Here is a 24579-nt window from a genome sequence, read left to right as displayed (position 1 = left end):
CGTCGACCGTCGCGATGCTCAGCGTCCAACCCGGCCCGGTCGGCGCGTCCCCGCGCCCGTCCCTGGTCGCGGTCCCGTCACCGCCGTTTCCAGCCTCGACCGGTTCCGCCGCGATCTCCGCCGCCGTCCCCAGCCCGTTCCGCCACCGGTAGCTCCGATGCCCGGACGCGGGCAACCAGCACGACGGCACGCTCGTCAGCCTCGCCGCTCATCGCCGTCTCACCGATCGTGACGCGCTCGCCGCGCTGCCGGACGCCGACCGTCAACGGCACACCGGGCCGGTAGGCGAGGTGCGAGACCGAGGGCGCGTCGAGCACCTGCAGGTCCGCGAGACCACCCACGCGAAGCGATCCGACGGCGTCGACACCGTGCTCGCGGCCGACCGCCACCGCGGCCCCTCGCGTCGCCGCCCACACCGCCTCGGCGATCGTCAGCCGCATCTGCAGCACGGCGGTCGCCACGCAGTACGCCATCGACGTCGTGTACGAGGTGCCCGGGTTGCAATTGGTCGCGAGCGCGATCGAAGCACCGGCGTCGATGAGTGCGCGCGCCGGCGGGAACGGTTCGCGCGTGGACAGGTCGCAGGCGGGCAGCAGGGTGGCGACCGTCGACGAACCCGCCAGGAGGTCGACGTCGGCGTCAGAGAGGTGGTTGCAGTGGTCGACACTCGCCGCCTCCAACTCGACCGCGAGGCGCACCCCGCCGCTCTCGCCGAGCTGGTTCCCGTGCACCCGGACACCCAAGCCAGCGGCGCGACCGGCGAGCAGCACCTCGCGCGACTCCTCGACGTCGAAGGCGCCGACCTCGCAGAACGCGTCGATGTAGGACGCGAACGGAGCCACCGCCGCGAGCATCGGCCCGGTCACGAGGTCGAGGTAGTCGCGGCGGTCGACACCGGCCGGCACGAGATGGGCTCCGAGGAAGGTGACGACGTCGGCGACCTCGGCCGCCGCCCGAGCGGATCGCGCCTCGCCCTCCACGTCGAGCGCGTAGCCGGTCTTCGCCTCGAGGAACGTCGTCCCCTGCGCGAGCGCCTCCGCCCGCAACCGCCGCGCACCCGTGACGAGCTGCTCCTCGGAAGCCGCCCGGGTGGCCGCCACGGTCGTCGCGATCCCGCCCGCCGCATACCGGCCGCCGGCCATGCGCGCCTCGAACTCCGCCGAGCGGTCGCCCGCGAACACGAGATGCGTGTGCGTGTCGACCCAACCCGGGAGCACGGCGCGCCCGCCCACGTCGGTCCGCGCGTCGGCGTCGGGCGCGTCGACCGCTGCGCCGAGCCACGCGATCCGGCCGTCCTCGATGATGAGCGCCGCATCGGTGATCCGGTTGCCGTCGACGTCGCCCGGCCCGGAGCCCGCGTTGGTCGTGAGCTCGGCGATGCCGGTGATGAGTTCGCTGGTCATGGCTGCATCTCCTGCGAGTGGTGATCAGGTGTCGGGGACGAGGTGGCTGTCCGGGGCGTCTCCGTCGATGCTGCCAGCTGGGCGAGCGCCACCGCGAGGAGCTGTTCCGGCGTCGGCTCCCGTGACGTCGCGAGCAGCCGGCCTCGCTCCGCCACGAGCCGTCCGCCGACGACGACCCGCTCGACGTCGGACGCGGTCGCGACGAGGGCGAGTTGTGCCGGGTCGGTGCCGGTCGTGCGGAGGCTCGACGTCGACACCTCGACGAGGTCGAGCGGGTCGCCGACATCCAGCGTGTGCCGCCCGAGTCCGAGCGAACGGTATCCGTTGTCGGTGCCCGCCTCGAGGAGCTCGGCGGGCGAGAACCGGCCGCGTCTGCCGGAGGCGAGCCGTTCCCCGGCTTCGAGGCCACGCAGTTCGAGCAGCGGGTCGACCACCGCGTTCTGGTCGGAGCCGACGGCGATCCGGGCCCCCGCGTCCGCGAGGCGGCGGGCCGGTCCGATGCCGTCGCCGAGGTCGGCCTCGGTCGTCGGGCACATCACGACGGTCGCGCCGGACCGCCCGATCGCCGTGACGTCCGCGTCGGTCAGGTGCGTCGCGTGGACGAGGCTGATGCGTGGGGCGAGCGCACCGAGCGCGGCGAGCACGCCCGTCGGCGTCCTGCCCGTCTTCGCGAGCGTGTCGACGTTCTCCTGCGGTTGCTCCGACAGGTGGACGTGCAGCGGGACGTCGTCGGGCAGGCCGGCGAGGATCGTGCGCATGGCGTCGACGGGCACGGCGCGCACGGAGTGCAGCGCGGCACCGAGCGTGACGAGCCCGGTGGCGCCGACCGAGCCGGAGAGCGCGTCGCGCAGTCGATGCCAGCGGGCGAGCCAGCCGGACGCGTCGCCGTCGCCGAACGCGAGCTGTTCGGTGAGCAGCGGAGCGGCGGGACCCCCGGCGGGCCCGAGGCCACTCGCGAGGTAGGCCGTGTCGAGGAGGGTGAGCCGGATGCCGACGTCGGCGGCGGCTCCGGCGACCGCCAGTTCCATCGCGTGGGCGGTCGGGTACGGGGTGCCGTCGGCCTGGTGGTGCACGTAGTGGAACTCGCCGACCGCCGTCCAGCCGCAGACGAGCATCTCGCCGAACACGGCGCGAGCGACCCGGCCGTAGTGGTCCGGGTCGAGGCTGGCGGCCGCCGCGTACATCGCCTCGCGCCACTGCCAGAAGTCGCCGCCGTCGGCGTGGGTGCGTCCGCGGAGCAGACGGTGGAACGCGTGGGAGTGGGCGTTCCCCATGCCGGGGACGACCGTTCCGAGGCGTCGGTCGCCCGCTTCCGGCTCGACGCCCCGCTCGACGGCGGTGATCCGTCCGGAGTCGTCGGCCGTGAAGCGCACGCGGCCGGTCGGGCGACCGTCGATGATCGCCGTCGCGGCCCAGATGGGAGGCCGCACGTCCGCCGCGCCGGCGTCGACGCTCGCGACCGTCACAGGACGCTCCGGAGCAGGGTCTCGAGCGCCTCGACACCGGCGACGCAGTCGTCCGCCTCGGCGAACTCCTCCGGCGAGTGCGAGACGCCCGTCGGGTTCCGCACGAAGACCATCGCCGTCGGCACGGCTCCGTTCAGGACACCGGCGTCGTGACCGGCACCCGTCGGCAGCAGGGGGACCCCGCCGAGCGTGCCCGCCAGCCGCGCGGCGAGCTCGGGGTCGAACTCGACGACGCCCGACCACGACTCCTCGACCAGCTCAGCTGTACAGCCGGAACCGGCGACGGCCTCTTGCACCCGGCTCTCGATGTCCGCGACGAGGGCGCGCGTGCCGGCGTCGGTGGCGGCGCGGGCGTCCACCCAGGCGTCGACCTCGGAGGCGATGACGTTGGTGCCGCCCGGCACGATGCGCATGCGGCCGACGGTGGCGCGGGCGTCGTCCGTCGCGAGGGCTGCCTGCTCGACCGCGAGGACGGCCCGTGCCGCGGCGACCACGGGATCACGGCGCTCGCGCATGCCGGTCGCGCCGGCGTGGTTCCCCTGACCGCTCACGCGGAGTCGCCAGCGGCCGTGGGCGAGGATCGACGAGGCGACGGCGGTGGGCGAGCCGAGGTCGATGAGGCCGCGACCCTGTTCCACGTGCAACTCGATGAAGAGTCCGATGCGGCCGAGCGCCTCGTCGTCGCGGCCGAGGTGCTCGGGAGCGAGCCCGGCGGCCGCTGCGGCCTCCGCCACGGTGACCCCGTCGGCGTCCGTCAGCGCTCGGGCGGCGTCCGCGGTGATCGCACCGGACAGGAGCCGGGATCCGAGGCAGGCGACCCCGAACCGGGACCCCTCCTCCTCGGCGAACACCACGACGGCGACGGGACGCGACGGTTGGAACCCGGTGGCCTGCAGACGCGCGACGGCGTCCAGCGCTGAGACGACGCCGAGCGGCCCGTCGAAGGCGCCGCCGCCCGGGACGGAGTCGAGGTGGCTGCCGGTGACGACCGCGTCGGGCCCAGGCGCGCCCCACCACGCCCACAGGTTGCCGTTCCGGTCCGTCTCGACGTCGAGCCCGAGTCGGGCGGCGCGAGCGGTGAACCACTCGCGCAGCTCGAACTCGGCCGGCGTCCAGACGTGCCGGGAGTACCCGCCGCGTGCCGGATCGACCCCGACGCCGGTGATCTCGTCGAGCCCGGCGAGCCGACCGTGGGCGATCAGGCCGTCGGTCACTCGCCCTCCCACATCGGCACCCGCAGGCCGCGTTCGCGGGCGACCTCGGCCGCCCGCTCATAGCCGGCGTCGACGTGACGCATGACGCCGGTGCCCGGGTCGTTGACGAGCACGCGCGCGATCTTCTCGGCGGCGAGCGGCGTCCCGTCGGCGACGATCACCTGACCGGCGTGGATGGACCGGCCGATGCCGACCCCGCCGCCGTGGTGGATCGACACCCAGGTCGCGCCGGACGCCGTGTTGAGCAGGGCGTTGAGCAGCGGCCAGTCGGCGATCGCGTCGGAGCCGTCGGCCATGGCCTCCGTCTCGCGGTACGGCGAGGCGACGGAACCGGAGTCGAGGTGGTCGCGGCCGATGACCACGGGCGCGCTCAGCTCACCCGAGGCGACCATCTCGTTGAACTTCAGGCCGGCGAGGTGGCGCTCCTGGTAGCCGAGCCAGCAGATGCGGGCGGGCAGCCCCTCGAAGGCGATCTTCTCGCCGGCCGAGGTGATCCAGCGGCGCAGCTTCTCGTCCTCGGGGAACAGTTCGAGGATGGCGCGGTCGGTCGCGGCGATGTCCGCCGGGTCGCCGGACAGGGCCGCCCAGCGGAACGGGCCCTTGCCCTCGGCGAAGAGCGGCCGGATGTAGGCGGGCACGAAGCCGGGGAAGTCGAAGGCGCGCTCGCAACCGCCGAGTTTCGCCTCGGCGCGGATGGAGTTGCCGTAGTCGAAGACCTCGGCGCCGGCGTCCTGGAAGTCGACCATCGCCTGCACCTGCTTCGCCATGGCGAGTCGCGAGCGGCGCGTGAAGTCGACCGGGTCGGCCGCCGCCTCGGTCTGCCAGTCGGCGAGCGCCGTGTCCTCGGGCAGGTAGGCGAGCGGGTCGTGAGCGCTCGTCTGGTCGGTGACGATGTCGATGGCGACACCGCGCCGCAGCAGTTCGGGGAAGACGGTCGCGGCGTTGCCGACGAGACCGACCGACAGCGGGCGCCGTTCGGCCTTGGCGGCGAGCACGCGTTCGACGGCGTCGTCGAGGTCGTCCGTCATCTCGTCGAGGTAGCGGTGCTCGACGCGTCGCTCCAGTCGGCTCGGGTCGACGTCGACGATGAGCACGACGCCCTCGTTGAGCGTCACGGCGAGCGGCTGTGCCCCGCCCATGCCGCCGGCGCCGCCGGTGAGGGTCAGCGTCCCGGCGAGGGTGCCGCCGAACCGCTTGTCGGCGATGGCGGCGAAGGTCTCGTAGGTGCCCTGGAGGATGCCCTGCGTGCCGATGTAGATCCACGAGCCGGCGGTCATCTGCCCGTACATGGTGAGACCCTCGGCCTCGAGCTTGCGGAACTCGGGCCACGTCGCCCAGTCGCCGACGAGGTTGGAGTTCGCGATGAGCACGCGCGGTGCCCACTCGTGCGTGCGGAAGACGCCGACGGGCTTGCCGGACTGCACGAGCAGGGTCTCGTCGGCCTCCAGTCCTTCGAGCGTGCGGACGATCGCGTCGTACGCCTCCCAGTTGCGCGCGGCCTTCCCGGTGCCGCCGTAGACGACGAGGTCCTCGGGGTGCTCGGCGACCTCGGGGTCGAGGTTGTTCATGAGCATCCGGAGCGGGCCCTCGGTCTGCCAGCTCTTGGCGGTGAGGGTGGTGCCGCGAGCGGCACGGATGGTCCGGGTGGTGGTCGGCATGTCGGTCATGTGATCAGTCCACTCCTCCCGGGGCCCGCGCGGCGAGAGCGACCGGGCTGTGGCTGTCTGGTCCGCCAGACATCCGGGTGTTTCGGGTCGCTGTTCGTCCGTCAGCGCGGTGCGCTGACGTCACCATGCACGCATCGGCGTCACTGCGGGTCATCGACGTGAGCGCGCCCCTCCGGAGACCCGCGCTCACGTCGATGACCCGCGCTCACGCCAGCGCACCGCGCTGGCACCCCACTCAAACCGAGCCAGGATGGGGGACGCATGGTGGCTACGGGAGCTTGACGAGCAACCCGCCGCGGTGCGCGTCGAACGCGACCATGGTCGCCATGCCGAACGCGTCGCCGTCGAGCTCCAGGTCCTGGGCCTCGTCGACCCGCACGGTCAGGGCCTCAGCACGCAGGTTCGTCACGGTGTTCCCACCCCGGCCCTCGGTGAAACGGATCATCCGTCGCCCCACGGCAGTCCGCCGCAGGACCCGGTTCTCCCACGTCACCTTCCGCCACACGAGCAGCCAGCCGAAGGCACCCTTCGGTTGCAGCACCGCGACGTCGAGGAACCCGTCGTCGAGTTCGGCGTCCGGCATGAGCTGCACCCCGCCCTGCAGCGTGCCGCAGTTCCCGACGAGCACCGAGCTCACGGTCGCCGCATGCTGACGGTGCCCGCGCAACTGGTAGTGGATGCGGAACGGCGCGGCCGTGGCGATCGAGCGGAGACCGGACTCGACGTAGGCGAGCCAGCCGAGCGACTTCTTGAGGTCGGGGTTCGCGGTGGCGATCATCATCGCGTCGATGCCCATGCCGGCCATCACGACGAACGCGTGCTCCTCCTCCGACCCGTCGGCACGGGTGATCATGGCGACGCCGATGTCGATCGCGCGCGTGTCGCCCGTGAACGCCGTCCCGATCGCGGCCAGCTGGTCGCCGAGCGGCAGCTTCAGGTTCCTCGCGAGCAGGTTGCCGGTCCCCGAGGGGATGAGGGTCAGCGGCACACCGCTCCCGCGCAGGCCTTCTGCGACGGCCCGCACGGTCCCGTCGCCGCCGGCCACGAGCACCACCTGAGCACCGTCGAGGACCGCGCGCCGCGCCTGACCGACACCGGGGTCGTCGACACTCGTCTCGTACAGGTGCGGAGCCGCCCATCCCGCCTCCTGCGACCGTGCCTCCAACGCGCTCCGCAGCCGGGTGGCGTCGACCTTCACCGGGTTGTACACGAGCGCGGCGTGCGGGGGAGTCGGCATGGCCCAACGGTACTGTCCCGGGGCCTCGTCACCGACCTCGATCGCTAGACTTGCCGGGTGATCGATCCCGTACTCCTCCGCGAACAGCCAGAAGTCCTCCGAGCGTCGCAGCAGAAGCGAGGGTCCTCCGTCGACCTCGTCGACCAGGCGATCGACGCCGACACCGCACGCCGCGCTGCGATCACCGGGTTCGAGGAACTCCGTGCCGAGCAGAACGCGTTCGGCAAGCAGGTCGCCAAGGCCCCCAAGGAGGAGAAGGCCGCACTCGTCGCCCAGGCGCAGCAGCTCGCCGCCCGCGTCAAGGAGGCCCAGCAGGTCGCGACCGAGGCCGAGGCCTACTTCGCCGACGTCGCCGGTCGCATCCAGAACCCGGTGCTCGACGGCGTGCCCGCCGGCGGCGAGGCCGACTTCATCACGCTCCGCGAGGTCGGCGAACGCCCCTCGTTCGACTTCACCCCGCGCGACCACCTCGAGCTCGGCGAACTCCTCGGCGCCATCGACATGCAGCGCGGCACCAAGGTCAGCGGCTCGCGCTTCTACTTCCTCCGCGGCATCGGCGCCCGCCTCGAGATCGCCCTCATGAACCTCGCGCTCGACCGCGCGATCGAGGCCGGCTTCGTCCCGCTCATCACGCCGACGCTCGTGCGCCCCGAGATCATGAAGGGCACCGGCTTCCTCGGCGAGCACGCCGACGAGGTCTACCAGATCGCCGGTGAAGACCTCTTCCTCACCGGCACGAGCGAGGTGGCGCTCGCCGGGTACCACTCCGACGAGATCCTCGACCTCGAGGAGGGCGCGCTCCGCTACGCCGGCTGGTCGACCTGCTACCGCAAGGAGGCCGGGTCCTACGGGCGCGACACCCGCGGCATCATCCGGGTGCACCAGTTCAACAAGCTCGAGATGTTCGTCTACACCAAGCCGGAGGACGCCGCCGCCGAGCACGAGCGCCTGCTGTCGTACCAGGAGGCGATGCTGCAGTCGCTCGGCCTCAGCTACCGGGTCATCGACACGGCCGCCGGCGACCTCGGGTCGAGCGCGGCACGCAAGTTCGACGTCGAGGCCTGGGTGCCGACGCAGGACGCGTACCGCGAGCTCACCAGCACCTCGAACTGCACCACCTACCAGGCGCGTCGCCTCGACACCCGGTACCGCGGGGAGTCGGGCAAGACCACGCCGGTCGCGACGCTCAACGGAACGCTCGCGACCACCCGCTGGATCGTCGCGATCCTCGAGACGCACCAGCAGGAGGACGGCAGCGTCGTCATCCCCGAGGTGCTGCGTCCGTACCTGGGCGGCATCGAGGTCGCGAGGCCGATCCGATGACGGACGAGACGACCACCACCGCGACCCCGTTGCTCATCGCCCTCGACATCGACGGCACCGTGCTGCACGAGGACGGTTCGCTCAGCCTGTCGGTCGCCGACGAGGTGCGCCGCGTGGTCTCGCTCGGCCACATCGTCACGTTGGCCACCGGTCGCAGCTGGGAGAGCACGCGCCCGGTGCTCGAGGAGCTCGAGCTGACGCCGCAGTACGTCGTCTGCGCGAACGGTGCGCTCATCATGAAGCGCGACGAGTCGAAGCCCGACTCCTACGAGCGCTTCTTCATGGAGACCTTCGACCCGACCGAGGTCCTCGGGCTCATCCAGCCGCACCTCTCCGAGGGCAGCTACATGGTCGAATACCCCGACGGCTTCCGCAAGTACACGGTCGGCATGGAGGACTGGAACCTCGAGAACGCGATCGAGGTGCCGTTCGAGGAGCTCGTCACGAGCCCCGTGACGCGCGTCGTCGTCGTCTCACCGAGCCACGACGAGGAGGAGTTCCTCCGCATCGTCGACAAGATCGGGCTCAGCCAGGTGAGCTACGCGATCGGCTGGACGGCATGGCTCGACATCGCGCCGAAGGGCGTCAACAAGGCGACCGCGCTGGAGCGTGTCCGGGAGTGGCTGGGGCTCGAGCGCTCGCAGATGGTCGCCGTCGGCGACGGCCGCAACGACGTCGACATGCTCGGCTGGGCCGCCGCCGGAGGGCGCGGTGTCGCCATGGGCCAGGCGCCCGAGGAGGTCCTCGCGGTCGCGTCGGAGGTCACCGGCACGGTCACCGACGACGGTCTCTCTCAGCTCCTGAGGAGCATTTCGGGTTAGCATCGTCCAAAGCTCCGTGCCGATACGCCGTTTCCGGTGGGCACGGGGCGTCGGTGCGCGCCTGCTCCAGGGGTCGCCGGACGACTCGCCGCAGCCCGGTCTCCTGGGTTCCGGCCACCCCTGTTCCTGAGACGAGAGCGAGATCCATGACCCGCAACGCCGACGCGTCCAAACCGCGCGCCGCCGTCCGTCACGGCAGACTCCGCAAGTCGAACCCGTTCGTCACCGTCGCGAAGATCGTCGCCGCGACGGCCGCCGTCGTCGGCGTGAGCGGCATCGCGGTCGCCGGTGTGGCCGCGCTCGACCTCGCCAACAGCGTCAAGCCCGTCGCCCACCTCGACAACGAGACGCCGGGTGCGCCGCCGCCCAACATCGGCGCGATCGAGGGCGGCGTCAACCTGCTCCTCGTCGGTAGCGACTCCGGCGACGGCAATGCGGCGTACGGCGACCGCGAGGAGAACCTCAACGACGTCACGATCCTCATGCACATCTCGGCAGACCACTCGAGCGCGACCGTGGTCAGCTTCCCGCGCGACATGTACGTGCAGATCGGCGACTGCGCCGACGGCGGCAACGGTCGCGACAAGATGAACACCGCCCTCATGTACGGCGGGGCCGACGGCGGGCTCGCCTGCGCGGTCTCCACGGTCGAGGGCATCACCGGCCTCTCCATCCCGTTCGCCGCGCAGATCGGCTTCGACGGCGTCATCTCGATGTCGAACGCGGTCGGCGGCGTGCCGGTGTGTGTCACCGAGCCCCTCAACGACGCCTGGAGCGGCATCAACCTCGACGTCGGCACCCACGACCTCTCGGGCGCGTCCGCCCTCGCCTTCCTCCGCTCACGTCACGGCGTCGGCGACGGCAGCGACCTCTCGCGGATCTCGAACCAGCAGGTGTTCCTCTCCTCGCTCGTCCGCACGCTGAAGAGCAGCGACACGCTCTCCGACCCGATCAAGCTCTACTCGATCGCCCGCGCCGCGCTGAAGAACGTGACCCTGTCGAGCAGCCTGAACAACATCGACACGATGGTGTCGATCGCCGCAGCGCTCAAGGACATCCCGCTCGACCGCGTCGCGTTCGTCCAGACGCCGACGGCCACGGTCGAGGGCGGAGTCGAGGCGACGTCCGATGCCGACGTCCTGTGGACGGCGCTGCAGAGCGACCAGGCCGTCGCCCTGTCCGCCACCGGCAAGTACGTCGTGACCGACCCGAACGCGCCGGTCACGCCAGACCCGGCGACCACCGACGCGGCTGCCGATCCCGCTGCCACGGCGGACCCGGCAGCGCCCGCGGACCCGTCCGCCGCCGGCCCCGTCGCCTTGCCCGACACGATCACGGGCCAGAACGCCGCGCAGAACACCTGCACGGCCGGTCGTCCGGAGGAAGACCAGTAGTCACCGCGTGATCGGATGGGGCCGCTTCGTCGCTGGCCCCATCCGATACACTCGATCCTGGTCGTCAGCTGCGTCATCGCGGGCGATCGACCATCAGGAGGGCTGTCCGAGCGGCCGATGGAGCCAGTCTTGAAAACTGGTGGGCAGAAATGTCTCGTGGGTTCGAATCCCACGCCCTCCGCACGTTCTTCAGATGGCTGGTTGGGCCTGGCGGCGCAACGCTGGCGCGTTGCGGGGTTCGAATCCCACGCCCTCCGCACTGCTTTCACCGCCCCGAGAGACTCCCGCGCCTCGGAGCCCACGGCTCCGGGCTGTGCGCTTCACATGAACCCGTGGTTGAATCGACGAATGCCCCCGCATTCGACCGACATCGACGAGCCCGCCGGCGACGCCGCGGCACGCCGAACGGCAGCTCGTGGGCCCCGCCCGAAGAAGCTCGCGACCATCGCCCGCCACGGACGACTCAAGCGGTCGAACCCGATCGCGACCGCCCTGAAGATCGTCGCCTCGACGCTCGCGGTCGCGCTGGTCAGCGGTGGCATCGTCGCCGGCATCGCCCTCTGGGACGTCGCCGCGACCGTGAAACCCGGCGTCGCGCTCGTCGACTCGCAGGGTGAGGCGGTCACCGATCTGCCCGCGATCGGAGCGTATCCCGGTGGCGTCAACCTCCTGATCGTCGGCAGCGACTCGCGCGCCGGTCAGGATCCCGTCTTCGGTGATGCCGAAGAGGAGACAGGCAACCTCAACGACGTCACGATGCTCGTGCACATCTCCGAGGACCACAGCAACGCGACCGTCGTCAGCTTCCCGCGCGACATGTTCGTCCCGATCCCGTCCTGCCCCGACCCGTCCGGTGGCTCGTTCGACTCGATGAGCCGGCAGAAGATCAACACCTCGCTCAGCTACGGCGGGCTCGCCTGCACGGCGCTGACGGTGTCGCAGCTCACGGGGCTCGAGATCCCGTTCGCCGCAGAGGTCCAGTTCAGTGGCGTGATGGCGATGTCGACCGCGCTCGGCGGGGTGACGGTGTGCGTCGCCGACCCGATCGAGGACGAGTACACGAACACCTTCCTCTCGGCGGGCGAGCACACGCTCGAGGGGTACGAGGCACTGCAGTTCCTCCGCACCAGGCACGGTGTCGGCGACGGCAGCGACCTCAGTCGCATCAGCAACCAGCAGGTGTTCCTGTCGGCGATGATGCAGCAGGTCAAGAGCGCCGAGACACTGACCAATCCTGGAATCCTGTACTCCCTGGCCAAAGCGGCGGCGAAGAACATGCAGCTGTCCGACAGCCTGACGAGCCTCGACACGATGATCGCGATCGCCATGACGCTGCGTGAGGTCGACCTCGCGAACATCGCCTTCGTGCAGTACCCCAACGCCGCCGTGGAGGGTGGGGTCGAGCCGATCGACGATGCGGCGGCCGCGCTCTTCGAGGCGCTCGGCAACGATCAGCCCATCCAGCTCTCGGGCGCGACCGGCGCCGGTGCGGTGGCGAACCCGACCGACCCGACCGCGGTCGACCCGGCCGAGGGTGCGGATGCCGGTGGCCGACCCTGCCGCGACGGCCCCGCCTGCCGATGCGACCGACCCCTCCGCCGGTGGTGCAGTGGTCCTCCCGTCGTCCGTGACGGGCCAGACCGCCGACCAGCGCACCTGCTCCCGCGGTCGTACCCTCGACGACCAGTAGGCGTCCCGGTCCGTCAGCGGCCCGGTCCCAGACCTGGTCCGGTCCCTGGCTGCGCCGAACTGAGCCCGTCGAGTGTCGAAGGGCGTCTCGGACCCGGGTTCGGACCCGGGGATTCGTCACCACGCCCATCACCGGTTATGCTGGTCGTCGTGCGTCCGCTTGCGAGCGCACATGGAGACGTCGCATAGTTCGGCCTAGTGCACCACCCTGCTAAGGTGGAGTCCCCGTAAGGGGACCGCGGGTTCAAATCCCGCCGTCTCCGCACTGGATCTCAGCTCGAAACCCTCGGTTCGCCGGGGGTTTCTGCGTTGCACGATGTCTGCCGGAAACGCCAGCGCGGTGCGCTGACGTCACCGCGCCCCGCACGCGTGAGCGCGCCCCTCCGGAGACCCGCGCCCGCGTCTGTGACCCGCGCTCACGTCAGCGCACCGCGCTGGGGAGTCCACCAGGTGTCGGACGGGGTGGTCAGGCGGAGCGACGGAGCTCGCCGTGGTGGCGGAGTTCGCGGAGGATGCTGAACGAGCCGGCGTAGTGCTCTTCGGTGAGCGTGTTGAGCGCGGCGAGCGTCCCGCGGTCGAGTCCGGAACGGACGGCGATCGACTGCAGTTCGCGGCGTGAGATCGGGAAGTCCACGGTCCTGAGGAGGGTCTTCAAGTCGGTGCAGGCCGCTGTTTCTGGCGGCTCCGCTGTGTCGGGGTAAGGTCTGGCATCCATGTCCACATTGTCGGTATCGACCCCCGAAAAGGCGACAGTCGGACTCCGTTCTGGCGCAAGAGGGCGCTAGCCTGACGTGAAATGATGCGAGGGAGCGGCACCGTGCCCGATGACCGCGACACCGGAACGCCGGCCCCGACTGGCCTCGCCTCCGCCGCCGTCGAGTTGCTGCGCGTCCCCCTCAGCGGCTTCGTGGCGGAGCGCAAACGCCTGGCCGTCGCAGCGCGCGACGACGGGGACGACGACCTGGCGACGGCGATCCTCGCGCTCCGCAAACCGTCGGTCGCCGCCTGGGCGCTCAACGTGTTGACGGCGCACCGCCCGGACCTGCTCAGCGAACTGGAACAACTCGGCTCCGCGCTCGGCGACGCTCAACGCTCCGGCGACGCCACAGCGCTCCGCACGCTCGGCACCGAACGTCGCTCGCTGATCGCGACGCTCGTCACCGCCACCGTCGAGGCCGCAGCAGCGGAGGGGGCGTCCCTCTCCGGAGCGGTGATCGAGACCGTCCGCCAGAGTCTGCAAGCGGCGAGTGCCGACGCCGATCTCGCCGCGCAGGTGTCGTCCGGGCGGCTGACCGACGCCCCGACCTCGAGCGGAGCGGGGTGGGGTGGTGTGGTCGGCGGTGCCAGGATCCCCCAGTGGGCGCTCCACCGCCGACGGCTCCCTCGGGACGTGGGGCGACGGAGACGGCGACCATTCCGACGAGGACGACGACCGACGCCGACGCCTTCGGGCCCGGCTGGAGGCGGCCGAGCGCGACGAGGAGGCAGCGTCCAGCGCGAGTGAGGAGGCGACCGCCTTCCTGGACGAGTCGGCGGTCCGGCGATCGGGACTGCAGCGTGACCGCGAGGACCTCGCACGGCGGCTCGAGGAGCTCGACGCGGACATCGCCGACGCCGATCGCGAGTGGGCCCGACGCCAGACGAGAGGCTGACCGGGCGCAGCGTGCGAGCGACGCAGCACACGAGGACGTCGAGCGTCTGCGGAGCGCGCTCGAGGACTGAGTCACCGAGCCGATCGAGTCACCGCGGTGCCGAAGCCCGCCGCGACGGATCGCTGCTCGAACGTTCCGGCGCACGCACCATGCGGCGCGCGCCTAGACTCACCGTGTGGGTGAAGTGCGACAACCGGAAGCATCGCGGCGGCGACGGACACAGCAGCTGGAAGCGGAGCGTTTCGAAGGCATGCCGATCCTCGCTGACGTCCCGCAGCACGATCGGCTGAGCCTCGTCGCCCCCGATCTCGCGTGCACGATCTGCACCGCGACCCTCGAGCTCGGCGACCGCGTGCTCCGCTGCCCCGCCGGTCACAGCTTCGACATCGCCCGGCAGGGGTACGCCTCGCTCGTCGTCGGCGGTCGGACGCCGAAGACCGGCGACACGCAGGAGATGGTCGCGGCCCGCGCAGCGTTCCTCGAGGCCGAGCACTACGAGCCGATCGCCGACCACGTCGCCACGACCCTGCCGCTCGCGCGCTTCCTCCCGGACGGCTCGGTCGACGACGACAGCGCCCCGCTCGTCGTGGACATCGCCGGCGGGACCGGCTACTACCTGGGCCGGATCCTCGACGCCCGGCCGGCCTGGCGCGGGTTCGGGTTCGACCTGTCGCCGCTCGCTGCTCGTCGCGCCGCCCGCGCGCACGGACGAGCGGCAGCCGCCACGGCCGACGCCTGGGCACCCTTCCCGCTGCCGGACCGCCTCGGTCGACCACCTGTTGAGCATCTTCGGCCCACGCAACGGTCCCGAGATGCGTCGGGTGCTCCGCCCGGACGGCCTGCTCACCGTCGTGACGCCGCAACCCGGTCACCTGGCCGAGCTGCGCGACCGGCTCGGCATGATCGGGATCGCCGAGCGCAAGGACGCCCGCCTCGACGCGCAGCTCGACGGGTTCGAGCTCCGCTCCCGCGACACGCTCGACTACGCCGTCGAGTTGATGCCGGAAGAGGTGCGCGACGAGGTCCGCATGGGGCCGAGCGCCCACCACCTCGACGACGACGTCTTCGAGCAGGCGATCGCCGACCTGCCCGGCTACACGACGGTCACGGTCGCCGTCACGCTCAGCGTCTTCGCGCCCGCCTGACGTCGCCCGCCCGACGCCGGGCCAGCCCGACACCGGCACCACGGGACCGGCGTCGGGGCGTCGGTGGTGCGTCGATACGATGGAGGGCACTCATCGAAAGGCGCTCATGACGATCACCGCTGCCGCAGACGGCTCCGCCCTCGGCAACCCCGGACCCGCCGGCTGGGCCTGGTATGTCGACGACGATTGCTGGGCAGCCGGGGGATGGCCGCACGGCACGAACAACATGGGCGAGCTGCGCGCCGTCCTCGAACTGTTCCGCGCCACCGAGCACCTCGACGAGGACCTCCACATCCTCTGCGACAGCAAGTACGTCATCGACTCGATCACGAAGTGGATGCCGGGCTGGAAGAAGAAGGGCTGGAAGAAGGGCGACGGCAAGCCCGTCATGAACCTCGAGCTCATGCAGGAGATCGACGCCGCCATCGCCGGGCGGCGCTACCGGTTCGAGTGGGTGAAGGGGCACGTCGGTCACCGACTCAACGAGGCCGCCGACATCCGCGCCCGCACGGCGGCTGAGGCCTTCCAGCGCAAGACGCCGGTGCCGGAGGGACCCGGTTGGACCGGCGCCGGAGCTGCGGAGACCCCGTCGACCCCCGAGGCTGATGCCGACGCTGAAGACGCTCCCGAGACGACCGAGCCGGAGCTGTTCGCCGACCTCGAGGTCGAGGAGGAACGCACCGCCCCCGTGTTCGACGCGGAGGACGACGGCGCGCTGTTCTCGCTCGACGTCGAACCGACGTGGCACCAGCTCACCCTCGACCTCACGTCCGACGAGCACGAGCGCCTGGTCCGTCGCGCCCGCGAGGCCGGGACGAGCGTCCAGGAGTTCCTCCGCGGCCTCATCTGACGTCGCTTCCGAGTTCACAACTCAGGACGAGCGCGGCGTTTCCCGCGTGACACGCCGCGGCAGGAGGGCGCCGCGCCGAGCGCATCCTGAATTGCGAACCGGACGGGGCGCGCGCAGGGGCAGGCGACCGGGTCAGCGGGCGGCGGACTCCGGCGCGTCGTCGTCCTCGGGCACGGCGAAGCCGTAGCTCGCGTCCACGAGGATCGGCAGGTGGTCCGAGATGCCGCGGCGGAGCGTCTGCACCCGGTCGATCTTGAGGCCCACGGACGTCGCGAAGTCGAAGTGCCCACGGAACATCTTGTAGCGGGTGTAGGTGCTGCGGTCACTGAGGCTCAGGTCGTAGCCGCTCTCCTGCATCTTGGTGCCGAGGCCCTTCTGGAAGAGCGGGTAGTTGTAGTCGCCGACCATGAGCGTCGGGACGTCGCCCATCGCGTGCAGCTGCTCGTGCGCGGCCTTGATCTGGTGCCGACGCAGTGAGTTGAGCGCGGTGAGCGGGGCCGCGTGGAACGAGGCGACGATGAGTTCGCGCCCGGCCTCGACGTCGGTGAGGCGGGTGCCGATGAGGCGCTCGTGCGCCGGCGCGAGCACCATGTCGTGCAGCGACTTCTTCAGCGCGAACGTCTGCGTCGACTCGGCGGTGAACCGGTCGCGGCGGTAGTAGATCGCGAGGCCGAGCCGGTTGCGGTGGGTGCTGTCGGCGAGGTGCAGGCCGCCGAGCTCGGCGGGCAGCTGCAGGGTGTCGGCCTCCTGCAACGCGAGGACGTCCGGGCCGAACTCTTCGGTGAGTGCGACGAGCTCGCCGCTGGCCTTGTTCTTGCGGAGGTTGTAGCTGATGACCTTCATCCCAGCCTCACATTCTGTTGGCAGAGCCCAAGCCTACGGTCCTTCCCGTCGCCCGGTGCTCTGGAGGGGTCCGGACGACGGTGCGTCGCCGGTTGCCCACGGTCAGCTCGACGAGTCGACGACCGTGAGCCGTTGGGTGGCACGGGTGAGCGCGACGTACCGGAGCGACAGGGCCGCGTGTCCTGTCCCGCCCAGCGCGTCGGGCTGCACGAGGACGACGCTGTCGAACTCGAGGCCCTTGCTCTCACGCGCGGTGCCGGTCCACACCCGCGCGCGATCGGCTCCGGCGTCGGCGAGGAGGGTGTCGATCTCCGCCAGGAGCGCGCGGGGTGCGATGACGCCCGCGATACCGGCGTGTGCGGTGATCGCGTCGACGGCGGCGCGGACCGCCGTCGGGGCCAGCGCGGCGGGTTCGACCGTGAGCTGCACGGGCTCCTCCTCGCCGCGTCGGATCGACACGGGCGCCGGGGAGTCCGGGTCGAGTTCGAGCCGGACGGGATCGGCGAGCGCCATGATCTGCTCGGGCGTCCGGTAGTTGACGGTGAGCAGCTCCTCGGTCCAGCGCGGGAGCTGGGGGCCGAGCAGCTCCTGCCAGCTGGAGCGGGTGGCGGAGGTGCTCTGCTGGTTGATGTCGCCGACGAGCGTCATCGAGCGGTTGGGACCGCGTCGCAGGACGGCCCGCAGCAGCATGGGGGTGAGCTCCTGCGCCTCGTCGATGATGACGTGCCCGTAGACCCAGGTGCGGTCGCTCGCGGCGCGTTCCGCGGGGCTGCGGTCGTCCTCCACGGTCTGGCGGTCGGCGAGGTCCTGGGCGGAACGGAGGTAGTCGTCGTCCTGGGCCTCGTCGTCGATGCTGATGTCACCGATCATCTCGAGCACACTGCGCGCGTACTCGACGTCGTGCCGGCGCTCGTAGGCGGCGCGGCGCTGGCGTTCCAGCTCGGGACGCTGGTCCTCGCCGATGAGCTCGGCGGCCTCGTCGACGAGGGCGATGTCGCCGGGCGTGAGCCGGGCCGCCCAGTCGGTCTCACCTGCGCCGTCCGTTCCGGCGACGGGTTCGCGGAGCAGGAGGCGACGCTCCTCCTCGGTGTGGTCGGGCGCGACGCGAGCGAGCAGCTCGGGATCGGTGAAGAGGCGGTCGATGATCTCGGCCGGCTCGAGGATCGGCCACATCGTGTCGAGCAGCTCCTCGACCTCGGGCTCCTCGCTCAGCTCCTGTCGACGCTCGTCGGCGTCCTCGCCCGTGCGGGGCTCGAAGCCGTCGCGCTTCGCCTCGAGCCCGATGAGGTGCGTCAGCACGGCGCGGTCGAACCGCAGCTTCGCCTCGTTGTGCGGCGTGCCCGAGCGCTCGATGCCGGCCTTGATCCGGCGCAGGACGCCCGGCGTGACGCGGAGCGGGCCGTCACCGGCGATGCGGATCGTGACCGGCTCGTCGAGCGGCACCTGGCGCTCGCGGACGGCCCGGGCGACGACGTCGGCCATCCGCAGTCGACCCTTGAGTTCGGCGGCCTCGAGCGAGTCCTCCGCGTGTGCGTCGAGTCCGGGCACGAGGGTCGCGGGCGTGACGAGGACGACGGCGGTCTCGCCGAGCGACGGCAGCACGCGGCTGATGTAGTCGAGGAAGGTCGAGTTCGGCCCGACGATGAGCACGACACTGCGCATGAGCCGCTCGCGGTGCTCGTAGAGGAGGTACGCGGCGCGGTGGAGCGCGACGGCGGTCTTCCCGGTGCCCGGACCGCCCTGGACGAGGAGCGTGCCGGGGAGCGGCGCGCGGATGATCGCGTCCTGCTCGGCCTGGATGGTGTCGACGATGTCCGCCATGTGCTTGGTCCGGGCGCGACCGAGGGCCGCCAGCAGCGCACCGGACTCGCCGATGCCGCTCGGCTCGTCGTCGCTGAGCATGGTCGTGTCGAGGACCTCGTCGTGCACTTCCGTGACGCGGCGACCGGCCGTGCCGATGCGGCGGCGCAGCCGGAGGCCTTCGGGGCGGAGTGGCGTCGCGGTGTAGAACGGGCGCGAGGCCGGTGCGCGCCAGTCCAACAGGAGCTGGTCGCCGCTCTCCGGGTCGCGCAGGCCGATGCGCCCGATGTGGTGGCGTTCGTCGGTCTCGCGTTCGAGGAGGCCGAAGAGGAGTCCGTAGCTGGACGAACGCAGCTCGACCATCCGCTGGCGGTGGTGGGCGACCAGGGCGTCGCGTTCCGAGAAGCTCGAGTCGTCGTCGCCGTCGAAGGCGCGGAGGGCGAGTTCGGAGCGTCGTTCCTCGAGGTCCGACTGCGACCGGATCACGTCGTGCAGCCGATCGAGATGGTCCTGTTCCTCGGCGATCGCGTCGTTCTGCACGGTGCTCCTTCTGGGTGTGGCGCGGTCCGTGTTCCGGGTTCACTGCGAGGACCGCACGAATACGGTAGTCGCTTTCCGGGCCCCTCACCGCCCTTGAGCGTGAGCTCCCAGAGAGCTGGAGGCTGCCGTCGGGGCGAGGGGTCGGGCATCGAGCGCGGGCTGGTCGGTAGGCTGACGGGCATGAGCACACCGGACGGATCCAAGCCGCAGCCCTCTGCGCCGCAGCAGGCGTACTCGCAGCAGTCGGTTCCGCCGCAGTCGTACCCGCAACAGCAGCTCCAGCCGCAGCAGTACGGGGTGCAGCCGTACGCCCAGCAGGCGCCCTACCCGCAGCAGCAGCCCTACCCGCCGCAGTACGGCATGCAGCCGTACGCGCAGCCGTATGCGCCCGTGTACCCCGCGCCGTACCCGTACCCGGCGTCGCCGCCGAAGGGTCTCAGCATCTCCAGCATGGTCATCGGCCTGGTGTCGCTGTTCTTCGGGTTCACCTTCGTGCTCCCGGTCGTCGGATTCGTCCTCGGCCTCATGGGGCTCCGCCGCGAGCCCGCCGGTCGCGCGATGGCCATCACGGGCGTCGTGCTCAACGGGCTGTTCCTGCTCGGCTGGGCGGCGCTCGTGCTGCTCTGGGTGTTCGTCATGGGTGGCCTGCTCGCCGGCGTCGGCAGCGCGGCCTCCACCGGCATCGCCGCCTAGTCGCCGGTCAACCGCCGAGCCGCCGGTCAGCCGGCCGGGACGACCGTGCTGACCATCGACAGCACCACGGCGCCGTCGACGTCTTCGCGTTCCAGCCAGACGGCGATGTTCGAGAACTCGCCCAATGACGCCACGTGGGTGCCGCCGCAGGCGATGACCGCGGGGCCGCCCGGGAGCTCGCAGTGCCAGCTGCGCCGATCCGTGAGCAGCTCGCCCTCGCGATCGATCCGGACGGCGGCGCCGCTGTCCAACCAACCGTCGAGCGTGTTCCGGATGCGTGACCCGAGCGCGTCGAGGTCGTCGAGGGCGGCCGGGTCGAACCCCTTCCGCCGGAGCGACTTGCCGATGCGGTAACGGTCGGTCGACGCGTTCGGAGCGATCCGCGACGACTCGCAGGCGAGCGCGTCGAAATCCGGAGCCCCGAGGGCGTCGGGGACGACCTCCTTGCGCCAGGCGTCGGCGAGCGCGGCGTTCAGGGCGAGTGATGCGAGGTGGCAACCGGTGTGTCCGGCGGAGAGCGCGTGTCGGGTGGACGCGTCCACCTCGACGCGGGCCGTCTCGCCCTCGACGGCGCTCGGGGTCGCCTCGGCGGAGACCAGGTGGGCGACGAGGAAGGCCCACCCCTCGGTGCCCTTCTTCACGGGGATGTCGGCGCCGAGGTACAACTGAGTGCCGTCGGTCGCGGCGACGACGCAGTCGGTCACGGCGACCTCCACGGCACTCGTGCCCGCACCGAAGGTGATGGTCGCCGTGTCGGCGGGCTGGTCGGGCCACGCGGCGTCGACCGGGTGGCAGGCCGTCTCGTCGAGCACGACGGCGAGGTGGTCGCCGACGGGTTCGACGTGCAGCACCGTGCCCGTCGAGACGAGGGCTCCGGAGGGATAGGTGACGCGCGTGTCCGTGACGGGGAGGCTCATGTCCCCACGCTATCGCGACCGGCCCGGGCGCCCGTCGGCGGCTGTCAACCCCGGGAGACCGTGGAGGATCACGACGTAGAGTCCGAGGACACGGAGCGCGACGCGTTCCGCGGAGAGGAGTGCATCATGACGGATCAGCAGGACCAGCGTTCAAGCGACGACCTCGCGACCGGTGCGGCCGGAGCGGACCAGGAAGCCTGGGAGGGTGCCGACATCGACACCGCAGAGCTCGTGAGCTCCGACCAGACGACCGCCGGACCGGGCTCGGACGGGTCGAGTCAGACCGTCGACGGCACCGGCTCGGAGGACGCGGCTCCCGACGAGGAGCAGGCGACCGAGGAGGCCGTCGAGACCCCGGAGCCCTCGACCGAGCTCGACGCACCGCTGGCCGAGGGCGAGGGTGGCGACGCCGACGGTTCGGCCGACCACCAGCCCGACTCCGGGCCGGCCTCCGAGGCCACCGACGACGCCCGCGAGGTCTACGACACCGCACCCGACTGAGTCGGACACCACACGACCGACGGGCCGTCCTCCGATCCATTCGGACGACGGCCCGTCGCGCGCTCGCGGACGCCGTGCTCGGGCGGAGACGGCGGCTCAGATCGGCAGGAGCGACCAGACCACGGCGAGGGCGATCAGGCCAGCGACGCCCGCGATCGCCAGCGCGTTCAGCAGGCGGTGCTCGACCATGATGGCGACGTACTCGCGGAGGAACGCGCTCGGCACGTAGTAGGCGGCCGTCGGGGAGCCGATGACCTGCGCGTCGCTCCCGATCGAACGTGCGAGGAGCGCCGCGCGGAGGACGTGGTAGTTGTTCGTCACCACGATCGTCTCGCCGTCCCGCCCGGCCGACTGCTGCAGGTCCCGGGAGAGCAACAGGTTCTCGCGCGTGCTCGTGGACGCGGTCTCCGGGAGCACGTCCGTCGGGTCCGCGCCGTTCGCGACGAGGTACTCGGCCATGGCCGTCCCCTCCGGGCGCGGTTCGTCGTCGCCCTGGCCGCCGGACGGGATCAGGATCGGTCGCGTCGTCCCCGGTGCTGTCGCCCGGTAGATGCGGAGTGCCAGGTCCAGGCGACTGCGCAGTAACGGCGGGACCTCGCCGTGGATGAGGCCGGAACCGAGGACGACGAGGGCGTCGGGCGTCCGGGTGTGACGGTAGCGGCTGTAGACGAGTGAGTACACGCCGAAGGCCGCGAAGGTCGCCGCCGCGTAGAAGCACGCGAACCCGAGCAGGAGACCCAGCGCGACGAGGACGATCGTCAGCCAGGAGGGCAGGGACTGCGGGTGCGCTCCGAGGACCAGCAGCACGGCCAGCACGGGCAGGACGAGGATCGCGACCCCGGCGAACAGCGAGAGCAGGTTGCCCAGGCTGCGTCCTTCGAGCCGGAGCATCGTGATGCCGTTGCCGATGAGGAGGACCCCGAGCACGCCCACCAGCAGGACCGTGCCGAACGCGGCGAGGAGCACGGTGAACGGCGTCGTGCGGGACGCCTCCGAGAGGAGCGCCACCAGCCCGCAGGCGATCGCGGAGACCAGGAAGACCCCGTTGCGCAGGCGGCGGGCGTCGCGGCGTCGGCTCGCGACGTAGAGCACCGCGAAGACGGCGGCCGGGAACAACATGATCATGCCCTCATCCTGCCCGACCGATCGTCCTGTACCGGTCGTTCGGATGGGGCGTGCGGGCAGCGCGTCCGGGGTGCTATGACCGCGGCGGCTTCGGCGTCATCGCCTTGAGTGTCGCCTCCTCGGCGTCGATCGCCGCCAGGACCGCGGCGACCGCCGGTTCCTGGTAGCGACCCTCGGCGCGCGCCGAGAGGAGCGCCTCGCGTTCCGCCGCGATCATCTGGCGGCGGAGCCGGGCGAACGCGACCGTGCGGAGTTCCGAGCCGTCACCCGTGTACTGCTCGAGGGCGTTGGCCACGAAGCTCGCATTGGTCCGCAGACGGTTGAGCACCTGTTCCTCGTCCGCCTCGGTCGTCAGTTCGTCGAGGCGGTCCAGGCCGGCCGTCTGGACCTCCGCCATGAGCATCAGTTGTTCGACGCGCTCCTGGCTGTGGTTCGGCGGCGGGAGGTGCAGTGCGCGGATGATCCGGGGGAGCGCGAGCCCCGAGAGGAGCGTGCCGACCACGACGACGAACGCCAGGAACTGCAGGAACTCGCGCGACGGGGTGTCCTCGGGCAGCAGGAACACGGCCGCCAGGGTCACCACGCCACGGACGCCGGCTGCGGAGACGGCTATCCCGTTGCCCCACGACCAGCTCCGCTCACGGAGCCGTCTCGGCCCGAGCCGGTAGATCGCCGTGACCGTCATCTCCCACACGAACCGCGAGACGATGAGCGCCGCGAGGACCCCGATGCTGATGAACACGGTCGGCCAGAGCCCAGGACCGGTCTGGATCGCGCCCTCGAGGATGCCGGCCAGGTTGAGCCCGATGAACAGGAAGACGGCGTTCTCGAGGAGGAACTGGATGGTGCGCCAGTTGAGCGACTCGGCGATGCGCGCCTCGGCCGACTGCACGATGGGCGCCCGGTAGCCGAGCAGTAGCCCGGCGGTGACGACCGCGAGCACACCCGAACCGTGGATCGCCTGCGCCAGGAGGAACGCCAGGAACGGGGTGATGAGGGAGAGGCAGGTGTCGAGGACTGGGGCGCGCAGGCGTCGGCGGACCTCGGACAGCACCCAGCCGACCGCGAGACCGACGCCGACGCCGGCGACGACCTCGATGACGAACTCGCCGGCGATCATGACCGGGTTGACGACGCTCGTGATGGCGAGGATCGAGGCGTTGAGTGCCACGAGTGCGGTGGCGTCGTTGAGCAGGCTCTCGCCCTCGAGGATCGTCAGCACGCGGCGCGGGAGCCCGAGTCGTCCGGCGATCGCGCTCACGGCGACGGCGTCGGTCGGAGCGATGACCGCTGCGAACGCGAACGCCGCCGCGAGGGTGATCGACGGGATGAGGAGCCAGCTGGCGAACCCGACCGACACGACGGTGAACGCGACCGCACCCACCGAGAGCAGGATGATGCCGTCGTTACGGGCACGGATGTCGATGAGGGAGATCCGGATCGCCGACGCGAAGAGCAGCGGCGGCAACAGTCCGTAGAGGATCAGGTCGGGTTCGATCTCGACGGTCGGGACGGCGGGGATGAACGACGCGACGCCGCCGACGAGCACCAGGGCCACCGGGGCGGAGACGCCCGCTCGGCCGGACAGGCCGGAGACGATGACGGTGACGACGACGAACACGACGATCCACGAGATGAGCGCGACGGGATCCATGTGGGGATTCTCCCACCTGGGAGGCCGTGGTCGTCCGTACGATCGTCCGAACTCCGGAGCGGCCGGGATCGGCGCCGGTTCCGGACGCACGACGCCCCCGCATGGTCAAGCCGTGCGGGGGCGTCGGTTGGAACGGCGAGGGAGCTCAGCCGCGGCGGTTGGCCGTGCTGCTGGAGCCGCGCTGCTCCGCACCGGTCTCCCGGGTGCGGAGACCGAAGCGGTAGGTGAGCTTCTCGGTGGAGTGACCGCGGCCGTGGACGGCGGTGCCCGCGGAACGGTTGGAGGACGCTGGGGTCCGAGTCTGAGTGATGGACATGGTGGTTCTCGATTCTGGTGTTGCGGATGATGGATGGGCCGGTTCCAGAGGGGGAATGCGATGACGATCGGTGCAGGTCGCATGGATGGAGCGACGAGACCGTCCGGTATGCAGCTGCGCCGAGATTCGGCTGCGCTGGTCGGCTGGGGCCGTCCGGTGGATCGTTCTTCGCCGCTCTGGAGGGCGGCTGGTGGTGTCGTGTCGGGAGCATCGGCGTATCCGTGGAGGTGTGGACTCTGCACACGGAAGCCGGTTGTGACATCGGCACTCGAGGAACGAACGTACGCGACCAAGCTGAGAACGACCTGGGAATGCCTGGCGTCAGTGCT

21 protein-coding genes, 2 tRNA genes and 1 pseudogene are annotated in these 24579 nt (G+C 71.2%); 12 read left to right on the top strand and 12 right to left on the bottom strand.

Annotation, left to right across the window (positions count from 1 at the left end; all coding sequences use genetic code 11):
• Positions 1 to 77: 77 nt before the first annotated feature.
• The 5 genes from hutI to AC5JOC_RS04130 form a co-directional block, all read right to left on the bottom strand.
• Entirely contained in the window at positions 78 to 1403 is a 1326-nt protein-coding gene (gene hutI / locus AC5JOC_RS04150; RefSeq protein ID WP_494245486.1) for an imidazolonepropionase, read from the bottom strand.
• A complete protein-coding gene (locus AC5JOC_RS04145) occupies positions 1400 to 2869 on the bottom strand; it encodes a formimidoylglutamate deiminase (protein ID WP_494245484.1) in 1470 nt (489 codons plus the stop codon). Before AC5JOC_RS04145 ends, hutI begins: the two co-directional genes overlap by 4 nt.
• Positions 2866 to 4083, bottom strand: coding sequence for an allantoate amidohydrolase (locus AC5JOC_RS04140; RefSeq protein ID WP_494245482.1), 1218 nt, complete (start codon positions 4081 to 4083; stop codon positions 2866 to 2868). Before AC5JOC_RS04140 ends, AC5JOC_RS04145 begins: the two co-directional genes overlap by 4 nt.
• On the bottom strand, positions 4080 to 5750 hold the full coding sequence (hutU, locus tag AC5JOC_RS04135) for a urocanate hydratase (RefSeq protein ID WP_192019160.1): 1671 nt from the start codon (positions 5748 to 5750) through the stop codon (positions 4080 to 4082). Before hutU ends, AC5JOC_RS04140 begins: the two co-directional genes overlap by 4 nt.
• Positions 5751 to 6018: 268 nt before the next feature.
• Positions 6019 to 6987 carry a diacylglycerol/lipid kinase family protein gene (locus AC5JOC_RS04130; protein WP_079706466.1) on the bottom strand — a complete coding sequence of 323 codons (969 nt, stop codon included), beginning with the start codon at positions 6985 to 6987 and terminating at the stop codon, positions 6019 to 6021.
• A gap of 57 nt (positions 6988 to 7044) precedes the next feature.
• On the opposite strand from AC5JOC_RS04130, the gene serS reads away from it, so the two are divergent.
• The 6 genes from serS (at position 7045) to AC5JOC_RS04100 (ending at position 12477) form a co-directional block, all read left to right on the top strand.
• A complete protein-coding gene (serS, locus tag AC5JOC_RS04125) occupies positions 7045 to 8310 on the top strand; it encodes a serine--tRNA ligase (RefSeq protein WP_202939426.1) in 1266 nt (421 codons plus the stop codon).
• Positions 8307 to 9131, top strand: a complete 825-nt coding sequence (locus AC5JOC_RS04120; RefSeq protein ID WP_086475291.1) for an HAD family hydrolase — start codon at positions 8307 to 8309, stop codon at positions 9129 to 9131. Before serS ends, AC5JOC_RS04120 begins: the two co-directional genes overlap by 4 nt.
• Before the next feature lie 146 nt (positions 9132 to 9277).
• Positions 9278 to 10525 (top strand): LCP family protein, encoded by a 1248-nt coding sequence (locus AC5JOC_RS04115; RefSeq protein ID WP_274500201.1) that lies wholly within the window; start codon positions 9278 to 9280, stop codon positions 10523 to 10525.
• A gap of 96 nt (positions 10526 to 10621) precedes the next feature.
• Positions 10622 to 10706, top strand: a tRNA-Ser gene (locus AC5JOC_RS04110).
• Between the two features lie 167 nt (positions 10707 to 10873).
• Positions 10874 to 12403 (top strand): LCP family protein, encoded by a 1530-nt coding sequence (locus AC5JOC_RS04105; RefSeq protein WP_494245479.1) that lies wholly within the window; start codon positions 10874 to 10876, stop codon positions 12401 to 12403.
• Positions 12389 to 12477 (top strand) — tRNA-Ser (locus AC5JOC_RS04100). The genes AC5JOC_RS04105 and AC5JOC_RS04100 overlap by 15 nt, the downstream gene beginning before the upstream one ends.
• Positions 12478 to 12680: 203 nt before the next feature.
• Here the strand turns inward: AC5JOC_RS04100 and AC5JOC_RS04095 are convergent.
• Positions 12681 to 12929, bottom strand: a complete 249-nt coding sequence (locus tag AC5JOC_RS04095; protein WP_139382499.1) for a DUF2795 domain-containing protein — start codon at positions 12927 to 12929, stop codon at positions 12681 to 12683.
• A 102-nt stretch (positions 12930 to 13031) separates the two neighbouring features.
• Between AC5JOC_RS04095 and AC5JOC_RS04090 the strand changes: the two genes are divergently transcribed.
• The 4 genes and pseudogenes from AC5JOC_RS04090 to AC5JOC_RS04075 all read left to right on the top strand — a co-directional run bounded on the left by AC5JOC_RS04090 (position 13032) and on the right by AC5JOC_RS04075 (position 15861).
• The gene (locus AC5JOC_RS04090; RefSeq protein WP_494245477.1) at positions 13032 to 13718 is read left to right on the top strand and encodes a hypothetical protein; all 687 of its coding nucleotides are present in this window, start codon (positions 13032 to 13034) and stop codon (positions 13716 to 13718) included.
• Positions 13719 to 14116: 398 nt separating this feature from the next.
• Positions 14117 to 14230: pseudogene (locus AC5JOC_RS04085) on the top strand (hypothetical protein); the annotation flags it as partial.
• Positions 14231 to 14645: 415 nt separating this feature from the next.
• The gene (locus tag AC5JOC_RS04080) at positions 14646 to 15011 is read left to right on the top strand and encodes a hypothetical protein (protein WP_494245636.1); all 366 of its coding nucleotides are present in this window, start codon (positions 14646 to 14648) and stop codon (positions 15009 to 15011) included.
• Positions 15012 to 15117: 106 nt separating this feature from the next.
• Positions 15118 to 15861 carry an RNase H family protein gene (locus AC5JOC_RS04075; RefSeq protein WP_494245475.1) on the top strand — a complete coding sequence of 248 codons (744 nt, stop codon included), beginning with the start codon at positions 15118 to 15120 and terminating at the stop codon, positions 15859 to 15861.
• Between the two features lie 132 nt (positions 15862 to 15993).
• Here the strand turns inward: AC5JOC_RS04075 and AC5JOC_RS04070 are convergent, their stop codons facing one another.
• Both AC5JOC_RS04070 and AC5JOC_RS04065 read right to left on the bottom strand, forming a co-directional pair.
• Positions 15994 to 16704 carry an endonuclease/exonuclease/phosphatase family protein gene (locus AC5JOC_RS04070; RefSeq protein WP_079706474.1) on the bottom strand — a complete coding sequence of 237 codons (711 nt, stop codon included), beginning with the start codon at positions 16702 to 16704 and terminating at the stop codon, positions 15994 to 15996.
• Between the two features lie 102 nt (positions 16705 to 16806).
• Positions 16807 to 19044 (bottom strand): HelD family protein, encoded by a 2238-nt coding sequence (locus tag AC5JOC_RS04065; protein ID WP_411557053.1) that lies wholly within the window; start codon positions 19042 to 19044, stop codon positions 16807 to 16809.
• Positions 19045 to 19224: 180 nt separating this feature from the next.
• Between AC5JOC_RS04065 and AC5JOC_RS04060 the strand changes: the two genes are divergently transcribed.
• Complete coding sequence (locus AC5JOC_RS04060; protein ID WP_494245472.1) at positions 19225 to 19737, top strand: DUF4190 domain-containing protein; 513 nt, start codon at positions 19225 to 19227, stop codon at positions 19735 to 19737.
• Positions 19738 to 19763: 26 nt separating this feature from the next.
• On the opposite strand, the gene AC5JOC_RS04055 is transcribed toward AC5JOC_RS04060, so the two are convergent.
• Complete coding sequence (locus tag AC5JOC_RS04055; protein WP_494245470.1) at positions 19764 to 20654, bottom strand: alanyl-tRNA editing protein; 891 nt, start codon at positions 20652 to 20654, stop codon at positions 19764 to 19766.
• A gap of 126 nt (positions 20655 to 20780) precedes the next feature.
• Here AC5JOC_RS04055 and AC5JOC_RS04050 point away from each other — a divergent pair, with 126 nt between their 5' ends.
• Complete coding sequence (locus AC5JOC_RS04050) at positions 20781 to 21155, top strand: hypothetical protein (RefSeq protein ID WP_124767560.1); 375 nt, start codon at positions 20781 to 20783, stop codon at positions 21153 to 21155.
• Positions 21156 to 21251: 96 nt separating this feature from the next.
• On the opposite strand, the gene AC5JOC_RS04045 is transcribed toward AC5JOC_RS04050, so the two are convergent.
• From AC5JOC_RS04045 to AC5JOC_RS04035, 3 genes are all read right to left on the bottom strand, one after another.
• Positions 21252 to 22280 carry a YdcF family protein gene (locus AC5JOC_RS04045; protein ID WP_494245468.1) on the bottom strand — a complete coding sequence of 343 codons (1029 nt, stop codon included), beginning with the start codon at positions 22278 to 22280 and terminating at the stop codon, positions 21252 to 21254.
• A 73-nt stretch (positions 22281 to 22353) separates the two neighbouring features.
• Positions 22354 to 23934, bottom strand: a complete 1581-nt coding sequence (locus tag AC5JOC_RS04040) for a cation:proton antiporter (RefSeq protein ID WP_064296856.1) — start codon at positions 23932 to 23934, stop codon at positions 22354 to 22356.
• A 145-nt stretch (positions 23935 to 24079) separates the two neighbouring features.
• Positions 24080 to 24250 (bottom strand): hypothetical protein, encoded by a 171-nt coding sequence (locus AC5JOC_RS04035; protein WP_159876045.1) that lies wholly within the window; start codon positions 24248 to 24250, stop codon positions 24080 to 24082.
• Between the last annotated feature and the right edge of the window lie 329 nt (positions 24251 to 24579).

This window comes from Plantibacter sp. (assembly GCF_059073635.1).
Note: the sequence above shows the minus strand (reverse complement) of the source record. Positions and strands in the feature narration are given on the sequence as shown.

What these genes read in the sequence shown, in the direction of transcription:
- AC5JOC_RS04115 (WP_274500201.1), top strand. Translation starts at nt 9,278, where the DNA reads ATGACCCGCAACGCCGACGCGTCCAAACCGCGCGCCGCCGTCCGTCAC.
- AC5JOC_RS04075 (WP_494245475.1), top strand. Translation starts at nt 15,118, where the DNA reads ATGACGATCACCGCTGCCGCAGACGGCTCCGCCCTCGGCAACCCCGGA.
- AC5JOC_RS04045 (WP_494245468.1), bottom strand. Translation starts at nt 22,280, where the DNA reads ATGATCATGTTGTTCCCGGCCGCCGTCTTCGCGGTGCTCTACGTCGCG.
- AC5JOC_RS04050 (WP_124767560.1), top strand. Translation starts at nt 20,781, where the DNA reads ATGACGGATCAGCAGGACCAGCGTTCAAGCGACGACCTCGCGACCGGT.
- hutU (WP_192019160.1), bottom strand. Translation starts at nt 5,750, where the DNA reads ATGACCGACATGCCGACCACCACCCGGACCATCCGTGCCGCTCGCGGC.
- AC5JOC_RS04120 (WP_086475291.1), top strand. Translation starts at nt 8,307, where the DNA reads ATGACGGACGAGACGACCACCACCGCGACCCCGTTGCTCATCGCCCTC.
- hutI (WP_494245486.1), bottom strand. Translation starts at nt 1,403, where the DNA reads ATGACCAGCGAACTCATCACCGGCATCGCCGAGCTCACGACCAACGCG.
- AC5JOC_RS04070 (WP_079706474.1), bottom strand. Translation starts at nt 16,704, where the DNA reads ATGAAGGTCATCAGCTACAACCTCCGCAAGAACAAGGCCAGCGGCGAG.
- AC5JOC_RS04055 (WP_494245470.1), bottom strand. Translation starts at nt 20,654, where the DNA reads ATGAGCCTCCCCGTCACGGACACGCGCGTCACCTATCCCTCCGGAGCC.
- AC5JOC_RS04130 (WP_079706466.1), bottom strand. Translation starts at nt 6,987, where the DNA reads ATGCCGACTCCCCCGCACGCCGCGCTCGTGTACAACCCGGTGAAGGTC.
- AC5JOC_RS04035 (WP_159876045.1), bottom strand. Translation starts at nt 24,250, where the DNA reads ATGTCCATCACTCAGACTCGGACCCCAGCGTCCTCCAACCGTTCCGCG.
- AC5JOC_RS04105 (WP_494245479.1), top strand. Translation starts at nt 10,874, where the DNA reads ATGCCCCCGCATTCGACCGACATCGACGAGCCCGCCGGCGACGCCGCG.
- AC5JOC_RS04095 (WP_139382499.1), bottom strand. Translation starts at nt 12,929, where the DNA reads ATGGATGCCAGACCTTACCCCGACACAGCGGAGCCGCCAGAAACAGCG.
- AC5JOC_RS04060 (WP_494245472.1), top strand. Translation starts at nt 19,225, where the DNA reads ATGAGCACACCGGACGGATCCAAGCCGCAGCCCTCTGCGCCGCAGCAG.
- AC5JOC_RS04040 (WP_064296856.1), bottom strand. Translation starts at nt 23,934, where the DNA reads ATGGATCCCGTCGCGCTCATCTCGTGGATCGTCGTGTTCGTCGTCGTC.